The sequence below is a fragment of the Rhizobium sp. A37_96 genome (genome assembly GCF_053521765.1).
This window is the reverse complement of the sequence record NZ_JBNWDS010000015.1, coordinates 23,569-40,087: the sequence shown is the minus strand read 5'-3', so window position 1 is coordinate 40,087 and position 16,519 is coordinate 23,569. Positions and strand designations below refer to the sequence as shown.

Genomic DNA, 16,519 nt, shown 5'->3' with positions numbered 1-16,519 from the left:
AGCGCATATGCCGGGTCGATTGACAGTGGGAGGGAGGCGCATGCATTGGCGAAACTCTAGAAGCCTTTGCTTCCAGGTCTTTCAATGCAACCGAAATCGACCAAATCTCTTTTCGAAAATCAGATGTGTCGAAGAAAGACTATCGCGACGCGCCCGCCTCTTTCACCGTCCCGCCGATAACCCGGCAGGATTGCGGCACCGGTCGATCGAACAGCACTGCGATGCTGCAATCCGACGTGAACATCGCTTCGTCGTCATGCCCGACGCCGGGCACCTCGACCACTTTCTGGTTGAGATCGGCCGGATGCCGCTTCTTCATGTAGTCGAAATAGGTCAGCCCGCGCGCCAGGCGGTAAGGGCCCTGCGCCATGGCGGCGCAGGAGCGATCGATGAAATGGGTGTAGGGGTTGGTGTCCGCCTCCCCTAACAGGTAAACGACATTGCGCTGGGCATATCTGGTTTCGAGAAGCTTCGGGTTCTGCGAGGACACGTATGGCGGTGCGGAGGCCAGCCCATATCGCCAGTGCGTTGCGCGCGGACAGGCGGCCATCGATTGATCCGCCGGCAAAGCCGGGCGCTCATTGTCGAAATAGAGATAGCTTGACGGATTGGCGACGAGATAGCGAACGGAGATGCCCGTATTGGCCAGGTCCTGCGCTTCGCGTCCGACCACGGCGTAACGCTGCACGAGCTGAGCCCCTGCCGAATGGCCCATGACGACGATGGTTTTCAGTGAAGGATACAGGCGACGATCGGCAAAATGCTGCAGCAGGGCATCGAGCGCGGAAAAGGAGCCGACCGGCGCGGGCTGACGTGCGGCATCGCCGCCTTTCCAGCCATTCTGCGTCCAGGCCAGCGTCTGCGCGGACAGGGAGAAGGCCCTGACATCAGGCCTTGTCAGGAACTGCGGCGCGACCACCATCGTCCCCTTCGCGAGATCGCCTGCCTTGGCCAGCAACTTCTCTCCGGTCGTATAATAGGCGTCGGCATTTCGAAGTGTGCCGTGGACGATGACCAGAACCTTCGTCACATCGGGCGCCACGGCATCGATTGCGTGGTCCGCATAGACGGGCAGCTCGCCCTTTCCGTCCGGCGTCTCGATGAGCAGTCGCTGGTCCGCGACCTGCTTACCCGGCTCACGAAGCCGCTCATGCTCGGAGGCTGCATGCGCGAAGCCGGCTTCACCCGACAGGCCGGCCGCGACCAATGCCGCTCCCAACAATCGGGCACAGACCCCATTCCCGATGCTTCGCAAAATCTTCATTGGCAAAACCCGATCCCGGCAGGCGATAATCATTGCATGTCCTGTCTCTTTGCCGACCTGAAGGATAGTCATCCATTCCCGATCCGGCATCTGGCAGTCTTGAAACTCGTACGGCTTCAACGCGCGAACGAACGAAAATCCGTCGCGCCATCGAAAATTTCCCGGCCGCTGCGGATGTGGTCGCTCCAATGCGTTAGACAGTCGCGTGGTCTTCCATCCGCAACAGCCATGAAAACCGGCCTTTAAAGCCGCATTCTTTGCCCGAAAAGCTGCGACAGAGCGGATAACTCATGGCATAAGGCGCCAAAACTTTCTTCGGACTTCGCGTTAGACATGATTCGTATCGAGAATATCAGCAAGCAGAACAGCCATCGCATCCTCTTCATCGAGGCTTCCGCGGCCCTCAACAGGGGCGAGAGCGTCGGCCTCGTCGGCCCGAACGGCGCGGGCAAGACGACGCTTTTCCGGATGATCACCGGACAGGAGCTGCCCGACGAGGGACAGGTTTCCGTCGATAAGGGCGTGACCATAGGCTATTTCAGCCAGGATGTCGGCGACATGTCCGGCCGCAGCGCCGTCTCGGAAGTGATGGAGGGCGCCGGCCCGGTCAGCGCGGTTGCCGCCGAGCTGCGCGAGCTGGAAGCAGCCATGAGCGATCCGGACCAGGCCGACAAGATGGACGAGATCATCGAGCGCTATGGCGAGGTTCAGGCGCGCTACGAGGAGCTGGACGGCTATGCGCTGGAGGGCCGCGCCCGCGAAGTGCTGGCGGGCCTGAGCTTCAGCCAGGAAATGATGGACGGCGATGTCGGCGCGCTGTCGGGCGGCTGGAAGATGCGCGTGGCGCTTGCCCGCATCCTCTTGATGCGCCCCGATGTCATGCTGCTCGACGAACCGAGCAACCATCTCGACCTCGAAAGCCTCATCTGGCTCGAACAGTTCCTGAAGGGCTATGAAGGCGCATTGCTGATGACCTCGCACGACCGCGAGTTCATGAACCGCATCGTCGGCAAGATCATCGAAATCGATGCTGGCAACCTGACCAGCTATTCGGGCGACTATGAGTTCTACGAGCAGCAGCGCGCGCAGAACGAGAAGCAGCAGCAGGCGCAATTCGAGCGCCAGCAGGCCATGCTCGCCAAGGAAATCAAGTTCATCGAGCGTTTCAAGGCGCGCGCCTCACATGCCTCGCAGGTGCAGAGTCGCGTCAAGAAGCTGGAAAAGATCGATCGCGTCGAGCCGCCGAAGCGCCGCCAGACCGTCGCCTTCGAATTCCAGCCGGCACCGCGCTCGGGCGAAGACGTGGTCGTCCTGAAGAACGTTCATAAGGGCTATGGCAGTCGCAGCATCTATGAGGGGCTTGATTTCATGGTACGGCGGCGGGAGCGCTGGTGCATCATGGGCATCAACGGCGCCGGCAAGTCCACGCTGCTGAAGCTTGTGGCCGGTTCGACGGAGCCTGACGAAGGCAGCGTCGCGCTCGGCGCCAGCGTCAAGATGGGATATTTCGCCCAGCACGCCATGGACCTGCTCGACGGAGAGCGCACCATTTTCGAAACGCTGGAGCATGAATTCCCGCAGGCCGGACAAGGCTCCCTGCGGGCGCTCGCCGGCTGCTTCGGTTTCTCCGGCGACGACGTGGAGAAGAGATGCCGCGTGCTGTCGGGCGGCGAGAAGGCGCGGCTTGTCATGGCGATCATGCTCTTCGATCCGCCGAACCTGCTGGTGCTGGACGAGCCGACGAACCATCTCGATCTCGATACGAAAGAGATGTTGATCCAGGCGCTGTCGCAATATGAGGGCACGATGCTGTTCGTCTCACACGACCGGCATTTCCTCGCCGCACTCTCCAACCGCGTGCTGGAACTGACGGCGGAAGGCATCCACCAATATACCGGCGGCTACACCGAGTATGTCGAGCGCACCGGCTACGAGGCCCCCGGCCTCAGGAGCTGACGGTTCGCCAAGGGGCGCTATTGCGGATCGGCAGAAGCTGCGGCACCGGCATTGATCACGGCAACGGGTGCCGTCCTGCCGCGCACGCGGATTTCGATGCGGCGGCGTGCCTCGACGGCACCGCGCTGGCCGGACGTGATGGTATCGCCGGGCAGGATGAGCTGCGCGGCGGACATCGGCAGAATGGTGGCATCCTTCAGCTTGGGATTGGCCTTGAGCACGTTGGCGACGGCAATGGCGCGGGCAAGGCCTAGCCCGGCATTGTCGGCGGGCAGCAGGGCCGATACCGGCAGCTTGCCGTCCATCGCGTTGATGATCGTGTCGTCGAGATTGGATTTTTCACGCGCCACTGGCTGCTCGTCCGTATGGCCGATCACCTCGACGATATTGGCGCCGTAGAGGCTGAGGTTGCTGGCGATTTCGTCTGTGATCGTCGTGCTGAGCAACTGGGCGAAGGTGCCGGTGAGCTCGGCGCTTCCCGACTGGAAATAGTTCTTCTTGGCATCGTCGAGATTGATGATGGGCGGCCAGTCGTGCGTGCCCTTCCCGCTTCCATTTTCGGCCAGCAGCTGGTTGATCTGGTCCGGCGCTGCCGTGAGCGGGATGCCATGCTCCTTCAGAGTGGCGGCAACCTTGGAAAGCGATTGCAGATCGGCCGCTGTCGCACCCTGATCGATGATGCTGTCGAGCGTCTCCTTGGCCAGCACCAGTTCGCGCCATTGCTTGTCCACCACGGCCTTGTCGGCTGCGGAAAGATCGCCGGAGACGACCTTCGATTGCAGCAACACGATCTCGACTGCCTGCTCGGCCCGCTTCTTCTCCAGCAATGCGACCTGCTGTTCGGCTTTCACAAGCTTGCGCTCGACCTCGTAGCGCCGGTTTCTTTCCGCGGAAATCATGGCGGCGGCCACGAGCAACAGGCAGAAGACCAGAAGCAGCATGGATTCGGCCATGGTCAGGCCAAGGATAAGGCCGCGATTGTAGCCCTTGTGCTCCAGTTTCGGCGCGCTGTCCGAGCCTCCCGCTACCATAGATGCCACCAGCGTTTTCGCGGCACCGCTTCGTTTTCGGAGGCAGCATCGTCAGGTTCGGCCGCTGCGGATCTTGGCAAGGGCGCCTGCCCCATCGCTTCGACCATGCGCCCGATCGCCACTTCGATATTGCGCAACGGCTGCAATTGCGCCTCCGACATCTCCTTGATGGCAGCGATCGCCGGCGCCAGCTCCGCCCGCACCAGATCCTCCGGCGAGCGGATCTCCTCCAGCTTCTTGCCGACATTTTCGACGGCGGCGCCGAAGGTTCCGATGATCTCCGAAAGCTGCGATGTCGTCGCCGTCAGCTGGGCGGCTGCGTCGTTGATCGGGGTCACCGCCTGCCTTGCCAATGTCTCCAGGATCTTGTTGATCTCCTGGCCGTTGCGCTCGGCCTGATGCGCGATCTCCTCGAATCCCTCCGAAAGCATCTGATTGCTGACACGCCGATAGTGAGAGAACTCGCGCGACGAGGAATCCAGTTCCGTGCGCACGCGCCGCGTCATCTCGGCAAGTTCGTGGCGCACGCTGCGCTCGATGTCGATCGGGTCGCGCCGCATCTGGTTGAAGAGGATGCGCAGCGTCACGCCGGCAATGGTCGAGGTGACGGCGATGCCGAAATTGCGGACGATGGTCTCGATCGATGTTTCGCCGGCGAAAAGATAGAGCGATACGCCAAGGCTCGACAGGGTGAAGAGAAAACCCATGTAGTAGAGATTGTCGCCCGCCTGCTCGTTGTGCAGCCGGAATCCCGCGACCGCAAGCGACACGACGAAGTAGATCGCCATCAGCGCCAGCGGAACGCCGGTGACGACCGGCAGCGACCAGCCCAGAAGCTTCGACGACCAGATGAAGACCATGCCGCCAATGGTGATGGAGGCGAAAAGCACCATCGGCCCGTAATCCCGGAAGAGATATCTCGCGTCGGTGCCAGCCATCAGCGTATCCCCTCCAACCGCACGAAGCCGTCGAAATAACCGTTGTTGTTCTTGATCCACTGCGCCCAGAAGTTGGCGAGATCCTCCATGCCGAACTTCATGTTCGGCCTTTGGAAGGCGAGGATCCTGACCGTGACACCATCCAGCGACGTGCGAAAGCGGTCGTTTGCCGGGCTCTGCTGATATTTCTGGTAGGAGACGCCATCCCGGTAGTTCGAGAAGGCGGCGGTATGCTCGATCATATCGGAGGCGATGTAGAGGCGCTTTGGGATGCCGCCAGGCGCGCTGGCAAAGACCTCCAGATTGATCTTCTGGATGGCCGCCATGATCGGTGACAGCCTGCCGGATTCGCCGGCACTCAGCTTGCCGGCGATATCGGCAAGCGGCTTCTGGAAGCCCTTTTCCCACCGCGCCTGCGCCAGGCGCGGATTGCTGGTCCATTCATCGACGTTGGCACCGCTTCCGGGATTGCAGCCGTGGAAGGTCTGGATCAGCTCGCCCTCCTTCTCGGTGAGCGCATAGATATCGACCGCGCCGCCGACCGGCACGTCTGCCACGATCTTCTGGAACTGGTTGCGCAGATCGAGCGCCGTCGTATCCGAGATCGGATCGGTGACGTCGAGCAGGATCGCCGTTTCCGCCTTCGCGCCGTCCACCGGGCAGAGCGACGCCTGGTCGACGGCGACATTGCCGTTCGCCTTGTAGCGCAGCCAGCCATAGGCGCCGACGATGCCAAGGGAGAGCACGGCGAGACACACCGTTGCGATGATGAGACCGGCGGAACCGCCGCGCCGGCTACGCCGCTTGCGTCGCGCCAAGGATGCTCTCCGGGAAAAGATTGTCGAGCTGATGATATTTCTCGATAGCGCGCTCGAATTCGTCGCCGATCCGCTTGATCTGGTCCGACAATTCCGCCTGAGCGCTCTGGATGCGCGAGCCCAGCACCTTGTCGTCCCATTCCTCTTCGCTGCGAATGACCGGCGTCAGGCGCTCCATCCTGTAGGCGGTGTTGAAGTAGGATGGCGCAGGCTCCGTACGGGCGGCCCGGTCGGCGTCGCGGTAAGAGGTGAGCAGCACATTGGCCGCGCGCTCGAGATGGTTCTGGTGTTCGGCAAAAAGGCCTGCCGTTCTGGCCCGATGAGCGATGATGGCCGCCGTTTCCTGCCGGCGCAGCGAGAGATCGCGGATGATTTCCTCGATCTTGCTGTTGTGCTCGTCGCGAATCTCGCGGAGATCATCGATCAGATCGAGCTTGCGATCGATATAATTATCCCTGGCCGCATCGAGGCGCTTCTGCACGCCGGCAAAGCCAGGATAGGGGTCGGTCAGATAGCAGCCGTCGATGAAGGCGACGAGCGAGAACATCAGGCCGATGGCGAAGAGCATCCACGAATTCAATTCCTGCAGCCCAAGCGGCGCCGTCTTCAGACGCTGGATCACCTCGGCACCGGCCCCGCTCAAAATCGTCGCCGAAACCTCGCGATAATGCGCCAGCACAATGTTGATGCCCAAGGCCACGGCGACATAGGCGACGAGCCCAAGCAGGCCGAGCAGCTTCAGCGCATAGGATCGATGCACCAGGAAGCGGACGCAAAAGAAGGAAAATATCAGCGCCGCGCCGATGTTCAGGAATGCGAAGGCGGCTGCTTCCGTCACGCCGCCGACGATGCCCTGCTCGCTGCCCTTGGCCAGAAAGCTGCCGTTCATCACCATTTCGACAAGGACGAGGAAGACGATGAGTGAAACCTTGAAGCCCCATGCCGCCTTGCTGGAGACCTTCGCGGCGCGCTGCAGCCTGTGCGTGGCCTTGAAACCCACCATCTCATCCTCGGCGGTTTTCAGCTTGCGGCGCAGCCCGTGCAGTTCGTCGACGCCGCTCGCCGCCTCAGCCTTGAAATCCGAGACGCTGGAGGCATTCGCCTGCCGGATCAGCCCGAACTGGCCCTCGAAATCGAGGTTGCGCAGACGGCTGTCGAAGGTCTGGAACTGGTCCTCGAGGATCTGGTAGGAGCTTTTCTTTTCCGCCTCGACCCAGGCGACGATGCGCTGCTCCGTCTCGTCATGCGACTGCGCATCCGGCGGCGGCCGGTTTTGCCGACCGGCGGCTGCTCCCTTCTCCTTCAGATCGAGGGTCGTGCCGAGTTTCTCGATATCGACGACAGGAAAAACGTCCGTCGAGGCACGGAAATCATGGCTGGTCTCCCGAACGCTGTCCCAGAGACGGTTGAGGGCTTCGAAACGCAACGATCTTCCCCGGCGAATTCATCAACTTAGAAAGGACAATTGACAAATCGATACCGCACCGGTTGTCCACGGTCCAGAGCGATGTGATGAAGGTTAGGATGCGATTGTGGTAAAGACTAGCCCGAGCCCGTGGCGATCTAAAAACACTCGCTTCAATGAGGGCGACTGCTGCCATGCCAGGCGATTGCGTCTACACCCCGACCGTGTTCGGGGTAATTTTCCAGAACCCCGCGCGGCGCAGCCCCTCGCTATAGATATCGCGCTGCCATTGCTCCTTGAACGGCATGACGGAAACCCAACGATCGACATCGAAACCGGGATTGGTTTGATGGATGCGCCGCACGAAGAAGCCGGCCCTTTCCTCTTCTCCGAGCATGGCCCAGCTCGCTGCGGAAACCCGGTCCGCCAGGCGGGAATCGGCCATCCGGCCGATATAATCCAGAGCGGTCTCGAAGCGGCCGAGCGTGTAGCTGGCCACGGAAGCGGTCCAAAGATAGGTGTCGGGGCTGACCGGATTGAGCGCGATCGCACTTTCTATCTTCGTCAGCGCGAGCTCCGGCCGCGATGAATGGAGCAGCGCTTCGGCATGGTCGGCAATAATGCCGGCGTGACCTGGATTGAGCGCTTCGGCCAGTTGCAGCGCCTCGATGCTTTCGTCGTTTTCTCGCTGAAAGGTCCTCGTCATGCCGAACTCGCGATAGCCGTCGGCGATATCGCGTCGGGCTGCGATGGCCTGCATGGCATAGTTTTCCGCCTCGTCCAGCAGGGCCGCGTCGCTGCCCGAGGTCAGCACCCACTCCTTGGAATAGGTCCGGGCAATCGAACTCAAGGCGGGAGCGAAATGGCCGCTGCCCCGCAATGCCGCCTCCAGTTCCGACCGCGCTTTTCTCAGGTTCGGGATCGAGAGGCGATCCAGGTAGCGCCTGCCGGCGAGATAGCGATGATAGGCCGTCGGGTTTTCGGCGAAGTGGGACTTCATCATCTCCCGGCGCTCGATCTGCCCTGCAAGGGACAATACGATATGACGCGTAACCGTCTGCCTCTGCTCTTCGGACGGCGACTGTCCAAGGCTCGTGCGCTCCGCCCAGACGATTTCATCGCTGGCCGCCTCGACCAGTTGCAAGAACAGCAGCGGGCCGTCGTCCCGCACGCTGAGGCGCATCTCGAGAATGTAGGAGCGGTCCCATTGGTCGAACGTCGCGACGGCACCCTCGCCAACCTTGCCGATCCGGACCGCCGTGTTGCGGCCCGCAATGTCCAGGCTGTCCAGCGCGCAGAAGCCGATGGTGATATCGTTCACAAGGGACGAGGCATCATACCCTATATCTTGCCTCTCCGCGGATGGGAGGAGGAGCAGAGGTATCCGGACCCTCGCCCGCCCAGCCGACGCTCTTTCATGACGAAGAACGGCGCCTTCAGGCTGCGCCGCCAAAATGTCCTCTTGCCGCAGCGACCATGAACCGAGCAGCTCGGCACGCTGCTCGAAGGTCTTTCTGAAATACGCCACCTCGCCCGCCGCATCGAATATCCGCAGCAGGATGTGATGAATATCCCGATCTTCCGGGTCGACACCCAGGACAAGAAGCGCCGCTTCCTTCACCAGCGCGACATCGTCGTTTGCGGTCGCTTCCGCGGCGGCGGCTGTCAGCGCTTTCTTCAGCACATCGACATGTCTGCGTCTTTGCGCCTCGCGCCAATGGACGAAAACCGCGCTTTGGCAATCGATCCCCTGCAGGAACTGCGCCTCGAGCGTTTTCGCCAGTAGTTTCAATCTCGCAAACATCGGCTCGGCCTGCTCCGGGCGGGCAAACCAAAGATCGGAGGTCGAGGGCGGCGTTTCGAGTTCGACGACGGTTTCGCTGAAACGAAGAAACGACCTGCCAAGCGCTTCCTGGCGGGCCCTTACGCGCGAAACCAGCTTGCGCAGATTGACTTTTGCGCTGCCATTGTCGTCTCCCCACAACAGCCGGGCGATCGCGCTGCGTGACGCGCGCGCCGTTGGCTCCAGCATCAGATAGACCAGGATCAACAGGCCCTTTTCCGGAAACGCAACCTCGCGACCGTCGCTGTCCAGAAGTTGCAGGCTGCCAAATGCATTCAGTGAAAACATGATCCTGTTCACAAAATCCACGCGAGACCACGCCGGCGGAAAAACCTCTTCCTTTACCGGCGGCTCTCATTCGGGCTCGGATGAGCGTGGTGAAATTCCCATAAGCCTGTAGTGTGTAGGAAGGTCCGGCGATTTTCAATTCCAATTGCCTCCAACCTGACAGCCCTTCGCCAAATCGAAAACGCGACATATCTTTTCAAAACACGCGATCTCATTCGGAGCATCAAGCCATGACGTCTTCCCCCTTCAAGAACATCTGCATCTACGGCGCCGGCGCGCTGGGTGGCGCGATCGCCACGAAGCTCGCTTCCGCCAAGGGAGCGCAGACGCAGGTTTCCGTCGTTGCGCGTGGTGCTCACCTGGATGCCATCCGCTCGGGCGGCCTGAGCCTGTGGGAATCCGGTGCGAACAGCCCCCTTGTCGCGCAGATGACGGCAACGGCCGATGCTAGCGAATTGCCGCCGCAGGATCTCGTCATCACCGGGCTCAAAGGTCATCAGCTTGCCGCCGCCGTTCCCGGAATTGCCAAACTGCTGCATTCGGGGACCCGCGTCGTGATGATCCTCAACGGCGTGCCGTGGTGGTATTTTCATCGGGACCGGCAGAGCGGCCATGCCGAATACCAGATGGAAGAACTCGATCCGAACGGCGATCTCTGGCGCCTGATCGGGCCCGAGCGCGTCATCGGCTGCGTTGCCTATCAGGGAGCGGAGGTCATCGCGCCCGGCGAGGTCAAGCTCAGCAACAGCGGCCACTTCATCCTTGGCGAGCCTTCCGGCGAGACAACGGCGGATATCGAAGCCATAGCGGCGCTTCTTCGGCAGGCCGGCGTCAACTTCTCCATTTCCTCGCGCATTCGCGACGATATCTGGAGCAAGCTGATGGGCAACGCCGCCTTCAATCCGATCAGTGCGCTCACCCGCGGCTTGATGTCCGACATCATGGAAGATCCCGCGCTGGCGGCGATGGTCGGCCAGGTGATGGGCGAGGTCAAAGCCGTTGCGGAGGCATTGGGATCGCAAGTCGCCATGTCCGTGGAAGAGCGGCTTGATCGCTCGCGCCAGATCGGCCCCGTGCGCACGTCGATGCTGCAGGATCTGCTTGCCGGCAAGGCACTGGAAATCGCGCCGCTCGTCGGTGTCGTGGTGTCGCTCGGCAAGCTCGTGAACGTGCCGACGCCAATTTCCGCGACGATCCTTGCGCTGGTGACGCAACTCGACCGCAAGAACCAACAGGACGCGGGCTGACTGGAGATCGAGGGCGCGCGAAGAGCCCTCCGACTTTCCGGCAATGGGCCACGGGCCGATTGCCGGATCAATTGCGGGTATGGCGGCTCTTTATATCTCCCTTACTTCTTCACCTTTGGCTGCGAATGGATTTCCTATGAACGGCGGCGTTACGCTTGCAGCGAAATATGGAGATCGACCCCATGCTCGACACGCACGCACCCAATCTGACGGAATCCATCCGCGTCCTGGTCCACAACAGCGATGAGAGACATCACCGCACCGCGGCAGCGGTGCCGGGCGTAAAAAACCGGCCCAAACGCTCGCCCCACAATCGGCAAGTTCGCGAAAAACGCACCTTTCAGGCCATGTTCGCCTTCGGGCTTCTGCTCGGCGGTCTCGAGCTGTTCATCGTGCTGCACTATCTTTGAGATTTCGCCGACATGAGTAGACCGATTTTTCAGAGACGCATCGGCGGTGCGATGACCGCCCTTGTCACGCCTTTTCGAGATGGCATTTTCGATGGCGTCGATATGATGGCGCATATCGAATGGCAGTTGCTGAGCGGGATCGACGGCCTTCTGGTCTGTTCCCTGACGGGCGAGGGTCCGACGCTGACAGAGGCCGAACGCATCCGCGCCATCGAGATCTGCATCGAACTTTCCGACGACAAGGTGCCCGTCATCGTCGCGACCGGGACCAATGACACGGCCACGACCATAGAGGAAACCATCCAGGCGCAGCGTCTCGGCGCCGATGCCGCCTTCGTGACGGTTCCCTATTATTCCAAGCCGACGCAAAACGGTGTCATCCACCATTTCGAACAGCTCGCGGCGCGGACCGAGCTGCCCATCATCGTCCACAATCAGCCATCGCATACCGCGATCGACCTCGCCCCTGCGACGGTCGCGCGGTTGGCGGAAATTCGAGGGATCGCAGGGATCGCCGATGGCCGCGGCGATGTCTCGCGCCTCGATCTCTGGCGTTCCTTGCTGCCTGAGCGATTCGGCCTCTACACGTCGAACGACGCCTGCGCGCTCGCCTTTACCGCTGCCGGCGGCAACGGCTGCTTTTCCGGCGCGTCCAATATCGTCCCGCGGCTCTTTCATTCCATGCAGCATTCGGTGGCGTGCGGCAACATCAGCGCGTCCCGATCCATCGACGAGCGGCTGCAACCCTTGTTCGGCGCACTCGTACGCGAAAGCGAGCCGGCAACGGTCAAATACGCCCTGTCACTGGTCAGGGATATCGAGGCGGATATGCGTCTGCCGTTGGTCGGCGTCGCCGATGAGACGGCAGCGGCCATCCGGGCGGCGATCACACCGTTTCAGCTCGACGGCAGCGGACGGTTCGCGTCCCGCCATGCCTATCGCCTGGGATTGTGAAACCGCTTCCTCCCTATGAGATTTTTATATTTTTGCCGTTTCGGGCAAATGGAAATCCTAGCAACTCCCTCATAGATTCAAGAGCGTAGCACCGGAAAGGGTCTTATCGGACCGGCGGTGCTGGTGACACGGAAAGGAACCATGATGTCACGCTACAGGCATGTCGGCCTATCAGCCGATCCCCTTCAACGCCCTCGTGCCGCGGGCTTCGCAACGAGCGAGCGGCACATCTCTTCGGATGCACTGCTGGACGGGCTTCGCTCCGTCGCTCCACGCCTCGGACTTGTCCTCTTGATCGCCGGCGCCCTGCAAATCGCGCTGCGCCTGACCGGACATTGAGTGAAATCGCAGAGACCCAAGAGGAAGAATACAATGGCAAACGCACAGCATATTCAGCGTCGCGCGGCTCGTAGTCCGCTCTCTCCGGCTCCCGCTCGCTTCATCATCGGCCGGGACCGCTGCGGCGGCTGGATCGTTCAGGACAGGATGGGCCTCGTCGGCGGCCTGTTCCGCAACGAAGCGGCCGCCCTGCACTTCGCCGCTGAAGAATGCAACCATAATCCGGCCGACATCTGCCTTGCGCCCGAAGGCGCCATCCTCGATCTGGACGGCTTCGCGGTCCACTCCGCCAACCTGCACTAGCCCTGTCCGATCGCAGGCTTCGACAGCCGCGGGACCCGGCCGAACGCTTCCTTAACCCGCCTTCGGTAGGCTTCCAGGCCGGGTGTCCCAGAAAATAGAAACACGATGTCGAAGCCTGCCTTCCGCTACAGCCATTATGATCTCAAGGAACAACGCGCCGGTACGGTGATTGAAATCACGCTATCGGCCGTCGCCAATGTTCGGTTGATGAACAGCTCGAATTTCGAGCGATTTACCGAGACGCTCAAGCATCAATTCCTGGGCGGCGTCGCCAAGAAATCACCGATTCGACTGAGCATTCCGGAGGCCGGCCATTGGCATCTGGTCGTCGATATGGAAGGGCACAAGAGCCTGGCGGAATCGAGCGTGAAAATGGTCGACAAGACGGCTGCTCCCCGCATACAGAAAGCACCGCAGGACGTCGCCGACAGGTGATGCGCAGATCAGCGCTCGCCGCGCTCCTTGCGCAGCTTCGCCCACCAGTCCAGCCGCTTGCGGATCTCGCGCTCGAAGCCGCGCTCCGGCGGATCGTAAAAGGTCTGGCGGCCCATTTTCTCGGGAAAGTAATTCTGGCCTGAAAAGGCATCCGGCTCGTCGTGATCGTAACGATAGCCGTCGCCATATCCTTCGGTGCGCATCAGCTTGGTGGGCGCATTGAGGATGTGCTTCGGCGGCAGGAGCGAGCCGTTCTGCTTGGCGGCCTGCGTCGCTGCCTTGAAGGCCGTGTAGACGGCATTGGATTTCGGCGCGGTCGCGAGATAGACGCAGGCCTGCGCCAGCGCCAATTCACCTTCCGGCGACCCCAGATAATCATAGGCATCCTTGGCCGCGTTGCAGATTACCAGAGCTTGCGGATCGGCAAGGCCGATATCTTCTACCGCCATGCGCACCAGCCGGCGGCCAAGATAGAGCGGATCCTCGCCGGCATCGAACATGCGCGCGAGGTAGTAAAGTGCTGCGTCGGGGTCGGAGCCGCGAACCGATTTATGCAGCGCCGAGATCAGATTGTAGTGCCCGTCCTGCGCCTTGTCATAGACCGGCGCGCGGCGCTGCACGATCTTGACCAGCATGTCGGGATCGAAAAGTTCGTCCTTGCGCGCCGCGCGCCAGACTTCCTCCGCCAACGTCAGAACCGAGCGGCCGTCGCCGTCGGCCATGCGGATCAGGCTGGCCCTGGCATCCTCCGTCAGCGGCAGCGGCTTGCCCTCTACCGCTTCGGCGCGGCGCAGCAGCTCCTCCAGGCTTTCCTCGTCATGCGAGCGGAATGTCAGAACGCGGGCGCGAGAGAGAAGAGCGGCATTGAGCTCGAAGGACGGATTTTCGGTCGTCGCTCCCACCAGAATGACGGTGCCGTCTTCCATCACGGGCAGAAAGCTATCCTGCTGCGCGCGATTGAAGCGATGGATCTCATCGACGAAAAGCAGGGTCTGGCGGCCGTCCATGCGGCGCAGACGCGCCGTCTCGAACACCTTCTTCAGATCGGCGACGCCGGAAAAGATCGCCGAAATCTGTTCGAAGGCAAGGCCCGCCTCGCCCGAAAGCAACCGCGCGACCGTCGTCTTGCCGGTGCCCGGCGGGCCCCAGAAGATCATCGAGCCGAGAGAACCCGCCTCGATCATCCGGCGCAGCACGCCATCCTCACCCGTCAAATGCGGCTGGCCGGTGACTTCGGCCAATGTTTGCGGCCGCAGACGATCGGCCAGAGGCCGCTTGTTGGCGACCTCCTCCGGTATCCGTGGTGCAAACAGGTCATCGCTCATCGGAAAAACTGCCGGATGCGCTGGCCGTCGCGCTCGATTTCGACGCGCCAGAAGCTTGGGTTGGAGGTAACGGTCTTCTGAAGGATCTCCGTGGTGTTGATGGTGACGCCATTGATGGAGATGACGATATCGCGCGCGGCAAATCCGAGGCGATCGGCCGGCGAGTTCGGCTTCAGGCTCTCGATGACGACGCCGGTGGAATCCGGCGGCATGTGCAGATCGTCGGCAACGCGCGGCGAGAGATTGGCAACGGTCGCGCCGGAGAACGGATTGTTGCCCTCGATCACCCGTTCGTCGCGCGGCGTGGATTCGGGCGCCGCGGCAAGCGTCATCGTGGTCTCGTGTTCCTTGCCATTGTCCAGCACGGTCAACGACACCGTCGCGCCGAGACCGGCCGTGGTCAGGCGGTAGCCGAGCGCGTCGGGATGCTCGATGGAGATGTTGTTCAGCGCCGTAATGACCTCGCCCGGCTTGAGCCCGGCCTTGGCCGCCGGGCCGCCATCGACCACCTTGGTCACCAGCGCACCGCGCACCTTGTCCAGGCCAAGCGCTTCGGCGACATCGGATGTCACGGGCTCGAAGGAGGCGCCGATATAGGGGCGCTCGAAGGATTTGTCGCCACGATCGGCCGCGGCAAGGAAGACCTTGACCAGATTGGCGGGGATGGCGAAGCCGATGCCGTTGGAGCCGCCGCCCTGGGAAAAGATCGCCGTATTGAGCCCGATCAGCTCGCCGGTCATGTTGACGAGCGCGCCGCCCGAATTGCCGGGGTTGATCGAGGCATCGGTCTGGATGAAGAAGCCGACCTCGTTCTTCACCTGATTGCGGGCGAGCGCCGAAACGATACCGCTCGTCACCGTCTGCCCGACACCGAAGGGGTTGCCGATCGCCAGCACGAGATCACCGACCTCGATGCCATCGGAGTTGCCGAGGGGCAGAATGGGGAAGGTCTCGTTCTTCGACTCGATCTTCAGCACCGCGAGATCGACCCGATCGTCCTTCAGAATGACCTTGCACGGAAACTCGCGGCCATCCGAAAGCGCGATCTTGATATCGTCGGCGCCATCAACGACGTGGTTGTTGGTGATGACCGTGCCGTTTGCCTCCACGATGACGCCCGAACCCAGCGACGATTGCTTCTCGGTGCGATTCGGCATGCGCTGGCCGAAGAACTGCTCGAAGAAGGGATCGCCGGCAAAGGGAGACTGACGCTGCACCACGCGCTCGGCATAGACGTTCACCACGGCACCGGACGTCTGCTTGACGAGCGGGGCGAAGGAAAGCTGCATCTGCGTCTGGCTTTGCGGCAGCGTCTTTGCCGTCTGGGCCTGAACGGAAAGCGGCATCGCCATGACGAGGGCAATCATCGAAACGGCAGTGCGCTTCAGGAGGACATGCATGGAGGTTTCCCTTTTTAATTCTCTTTAAACAACGTTGTAGCGCCCGACGCTAGAAAGAAAAGAGGGCGGAAGCATGAAGCATAAATGGACGTTTGCGGCGATAAAAAACAGGCTCGTTGAACAAAAACATGCTGTCATGCATTTCGCGTTGGGAATCGTGAAAAGGGAACCAGACATGCGATCGAACCATCTTGCCGCCATCTTCGTCTTCACCTTCGCCATGGCCGGCACCTCCCATGCAGCCAGCTTCGATTGCGAGGCGCAGACCCTGAAGCCGGACGAGAAGGCGATATGCGATGTCCGGGCACTCAACGATGCCGATGTGAAGATGGTGACGACCTTCGATCTGCTCTCCGGCCTGCTCGCCATGGGCGCGCGCGGCACGATGCAGGATCAGCAGACGGAATGGCTGAAGAAACGGCAAGCCTGTGGCGCCGATGTCGCCTGCCTCACTTCGTCCTACGAGGAGCGCCTGAAGGTGCTGAACGACACCTACAAGCAGATCAATCGGCCGCTGTAAGGGCTTGGTTCGCAACGGCTTAAGGGCTTAAGCCGGAAATGTC

At 61.5% G+C, this 16,519-nt stretch carries 16 protein-coding genes; 8 read left to right on the top strand and 8 right to left on the bottom strand.

What is annotated here, in order from left to right; translation table 11 throughout:
- Positions 1 to 139: 139 nt before the first annotated feature.
- Positions 140 to 1,207, bottom strand: a complete 1,068-nt coding sequence (locus tag ACQZ6J_RS27575) for an alpha/beta fold hydrolase (RefSeq protein ID WP_449086446.1) — start codon at positions 1,205 to 1,207, stop codon at positions 140 to 142.
- Between the two features lie 390 nt (positions 1,208 to 1,597).
- Between ACQZ6J_RS27575 and ACQZ6J_RS27570 the strand changes: the two genes are divergently transcribed.
- Positions 1,598 to 3,220 carry an ABC-F family ATP-binding cassette domain-containing protein gene (locus tag ACQZ6J_RS27570; protein WP_163986016.1) on the top strand — a complete coding sequence of 541 codons (1,623 nt, stop codon included), beginning with the start codon at positions 1,598 to 1,600 and terminating at the stop codon, positions 3,218 to 3,220.
- A 17-nt stretch (positions 3,221 to 3,237) separates the two neighbouring features.
- Here the strand turns inward: ACQZ6J_RS27570 and ACQZ6J_RS27565 are convergent, their stop codons facing one another.
- The 5 genes from ACQZ6J_RS27565 to ACQZ6J_RS27545 form a co-directional block, all read right to left on the bottom strand.
- Positions 3,238 to 4,251, bottom strand: coding sequence for an OmpA family protein (locus ACQZ6J_RS27565; protein WP_163986324.1), 1,014 nt, complete (start codon positions 4,249 to 4,251; stop codon positions 3,238 to 3,240).
- On the bottom strand, positions 4,245 to 5,189 hold the full coding sequence (locus tag ACQZ6J_RS27560) for a hypothetical protein (protein ID WP_449086445.1): 945 nt from the start codon (positions 5,187 to 5,189) through the stop codon (positions 4,245 to 4,247). The genes ACQZ6J_RS27565 and ACQZ6J_RS27560 overlap by 7 nt, the downstream gene beginning before the upstream one ends.
- On the bottom strand, positions 5,189 to 6,007 hold the full coding sequence (locus ACQZ6J_RS27555) for a hypothetical protein (RefSeq protein ID WP_449086444.1): 819 nt from the start codon (positions 6,005 to 6,007) through the stop codon (positions 5,189 to 5,191). Before ACQZ6J_RS27555 ends, ACQZ6J_RS27560 begins: the two co-directional genes overlap by 1 nt.
- On the bottom strand, positions 5,985 to 7,433 hold the full coding sequence (locus ACQZ6J_RS27550) for a hypothetical protein (RefSeq protein ID WP_449086443.1): 1,449 nt from the start codon (positions 7,431 to 7,433) through the stop codon (positions 5,985 to 5,987). Before ACQZ6J_RS27550 ends, ACQZ6J_RS27555 begins: the two co-directional genes overlap by 23 nt.
- 190 nt (positions 7,434 to 7,623) lie before the next feature.
- Positions 7,624 to 9,543, bottom strand: coding sequence for a hypothetical protein (locus tag ACQZ6J_RS27545; protein ID WP_449086442.1), 1,920 nt, complete (start codon positions 9,541 to 9,543; stop codon positions 7,624 to 7,626).
- A 230-nt stretch (positions 9,544 to 9,773) separates the two neighbouring features.
- Between ACQZ6J_RS27545 and ACQZ6J_RS27540 the strand changes: the two genes are divergently transcribed.
- The 6 genes from ACQZ6J_RS27540 (at position 9,774) to ACQZ6J_RS27515 (ending at position 13,231) form a co-directional block, all read left to right on the top strand.
- Entirely contained in the window at positions 9,774 to 10,790 is a 1,017-nt protein-coding gene (locus ACQZ6J_RS27540; RefSeq protein ID WP_449086441.1) for a ketopantoate reductase family protein, read from the top strand.
- A 182-nt stretch (positions 10,791 to 10,972) separates the two neighbouring features.
- Positions 10,973 to 11,200: a hypothetical protein gene (locus ACQZ6J_RS27535; protein ID WP_449086440.1), complete on the top strand. Its 228-nt coding sequence runs from the start codon at positions 10,973 to 10,975 to the stop codon at positions 11,198 to 11,200.
- Between the two features lie 12 nt (positions 11,201 to 11,212).
- Positions 11,213 to 12,154 carry a 4-hydroxy-tetrahydrodipicolinate synthase gene (gene dapA, locus ACQZ6J_RS27530; RefSeq protein WP_449086439.1) on the top strand — a complete coding sequence of 314 codons (942 nt, stop codon included), beginning with the start codon at positions 11,213 to 11,215 and terminating at the stop codon, positions 12,152 to 12,154.
- Positions 12,155 to 12,295: 141 nt separating this feature from the next.
- On the top strand, positions 12,296 to 12,493 hold the full coding sequence (locus tag ACQZ6J_RS27525) for a hypothetical protein (protein WP_163986028.1): 198 nt from the start codon (positions 12,296 to 12,298) through the stop codon (positions 12,491 to 12,493).
- A gap of 33 nt (positions 12,494 to 12,526) precedes the next feature.
- Entirely contained in the window at positions 12,527 to 12,796 is a 270-nt protein-coding gene (locus ACQZ6J_RS27520; protein WP_449086438.1) for a hypothetical protein, read from the top strand.
- 105 nt (positions 12,797 to 12,901) lie between these two features.
- Positions 12,902 to 13,231, top strand: coding sequence for a DUF1883 domain-containing protein (locus ACQZ6J_RS27515; RefSeq protein WP_163986033.1), 330 nt, complete (start codon positions 12,902 to 12,904; stop codon positions 13,229 to 13,231).
- A gap of 8 nt (positions 13,232 to 13,239) precedes the next feature.
- On the opposite strand, the gene ACQZ6J_RS27510 is transcribed toward ACQZ6J_RS27515, so the two are convergent.
- Together ACQZ6J_RS27510 and ACQZ6J_RS27505 are read right to left on the bottom strand one after the other, a co-directional pair.
- A complete protein-coding gene (locus ACQZ6J_RS27510) occupies positions 13,240 to 14,556 on the bottom strand; it encodes a replication-associated recombination protein A (protein ID WP_163986034.1) in 1,317 nt (438 codons plus the stop codon).
- Positions 14,553 to 15,956 carry a DegQ family serine endoprotease gene (locus ACQZ6J_RS27505; protein WP_449086437.1) on the bottom strand — a complete coding sequence of 468 codons (1,404 nt, stop codon included), beginning with the start codon at positions 15,954 to 15,956 and terminating at the stop codon, positions 14,553 to 14,555. The genes ACQZ6J_RS27510 and ACQZ6J_RS27505 overlap by 4 nt, the downstream gene beginning before the upstream one ends.
- Before the next feature lie 175 nt (positions 15,957 to 16,131).
- Between ACQZ6J_RS27505 and ACQZ6J_RS27500 the strand changes: the two genes are divergently transcribed.
- A complete protein-coding gene (locus ACQZ6J_RS27500) occupies positions 16,132 to 16,476 on the top strand; it encodes a lysozyme inhibitor LprI family protein (protein ID WP_449086436.1) in 345 nt (114 codons plus the stop codon).
- The last annotated feature ends 43 nt before the right edge of the window (positions 16,477 to 16,519 follow it).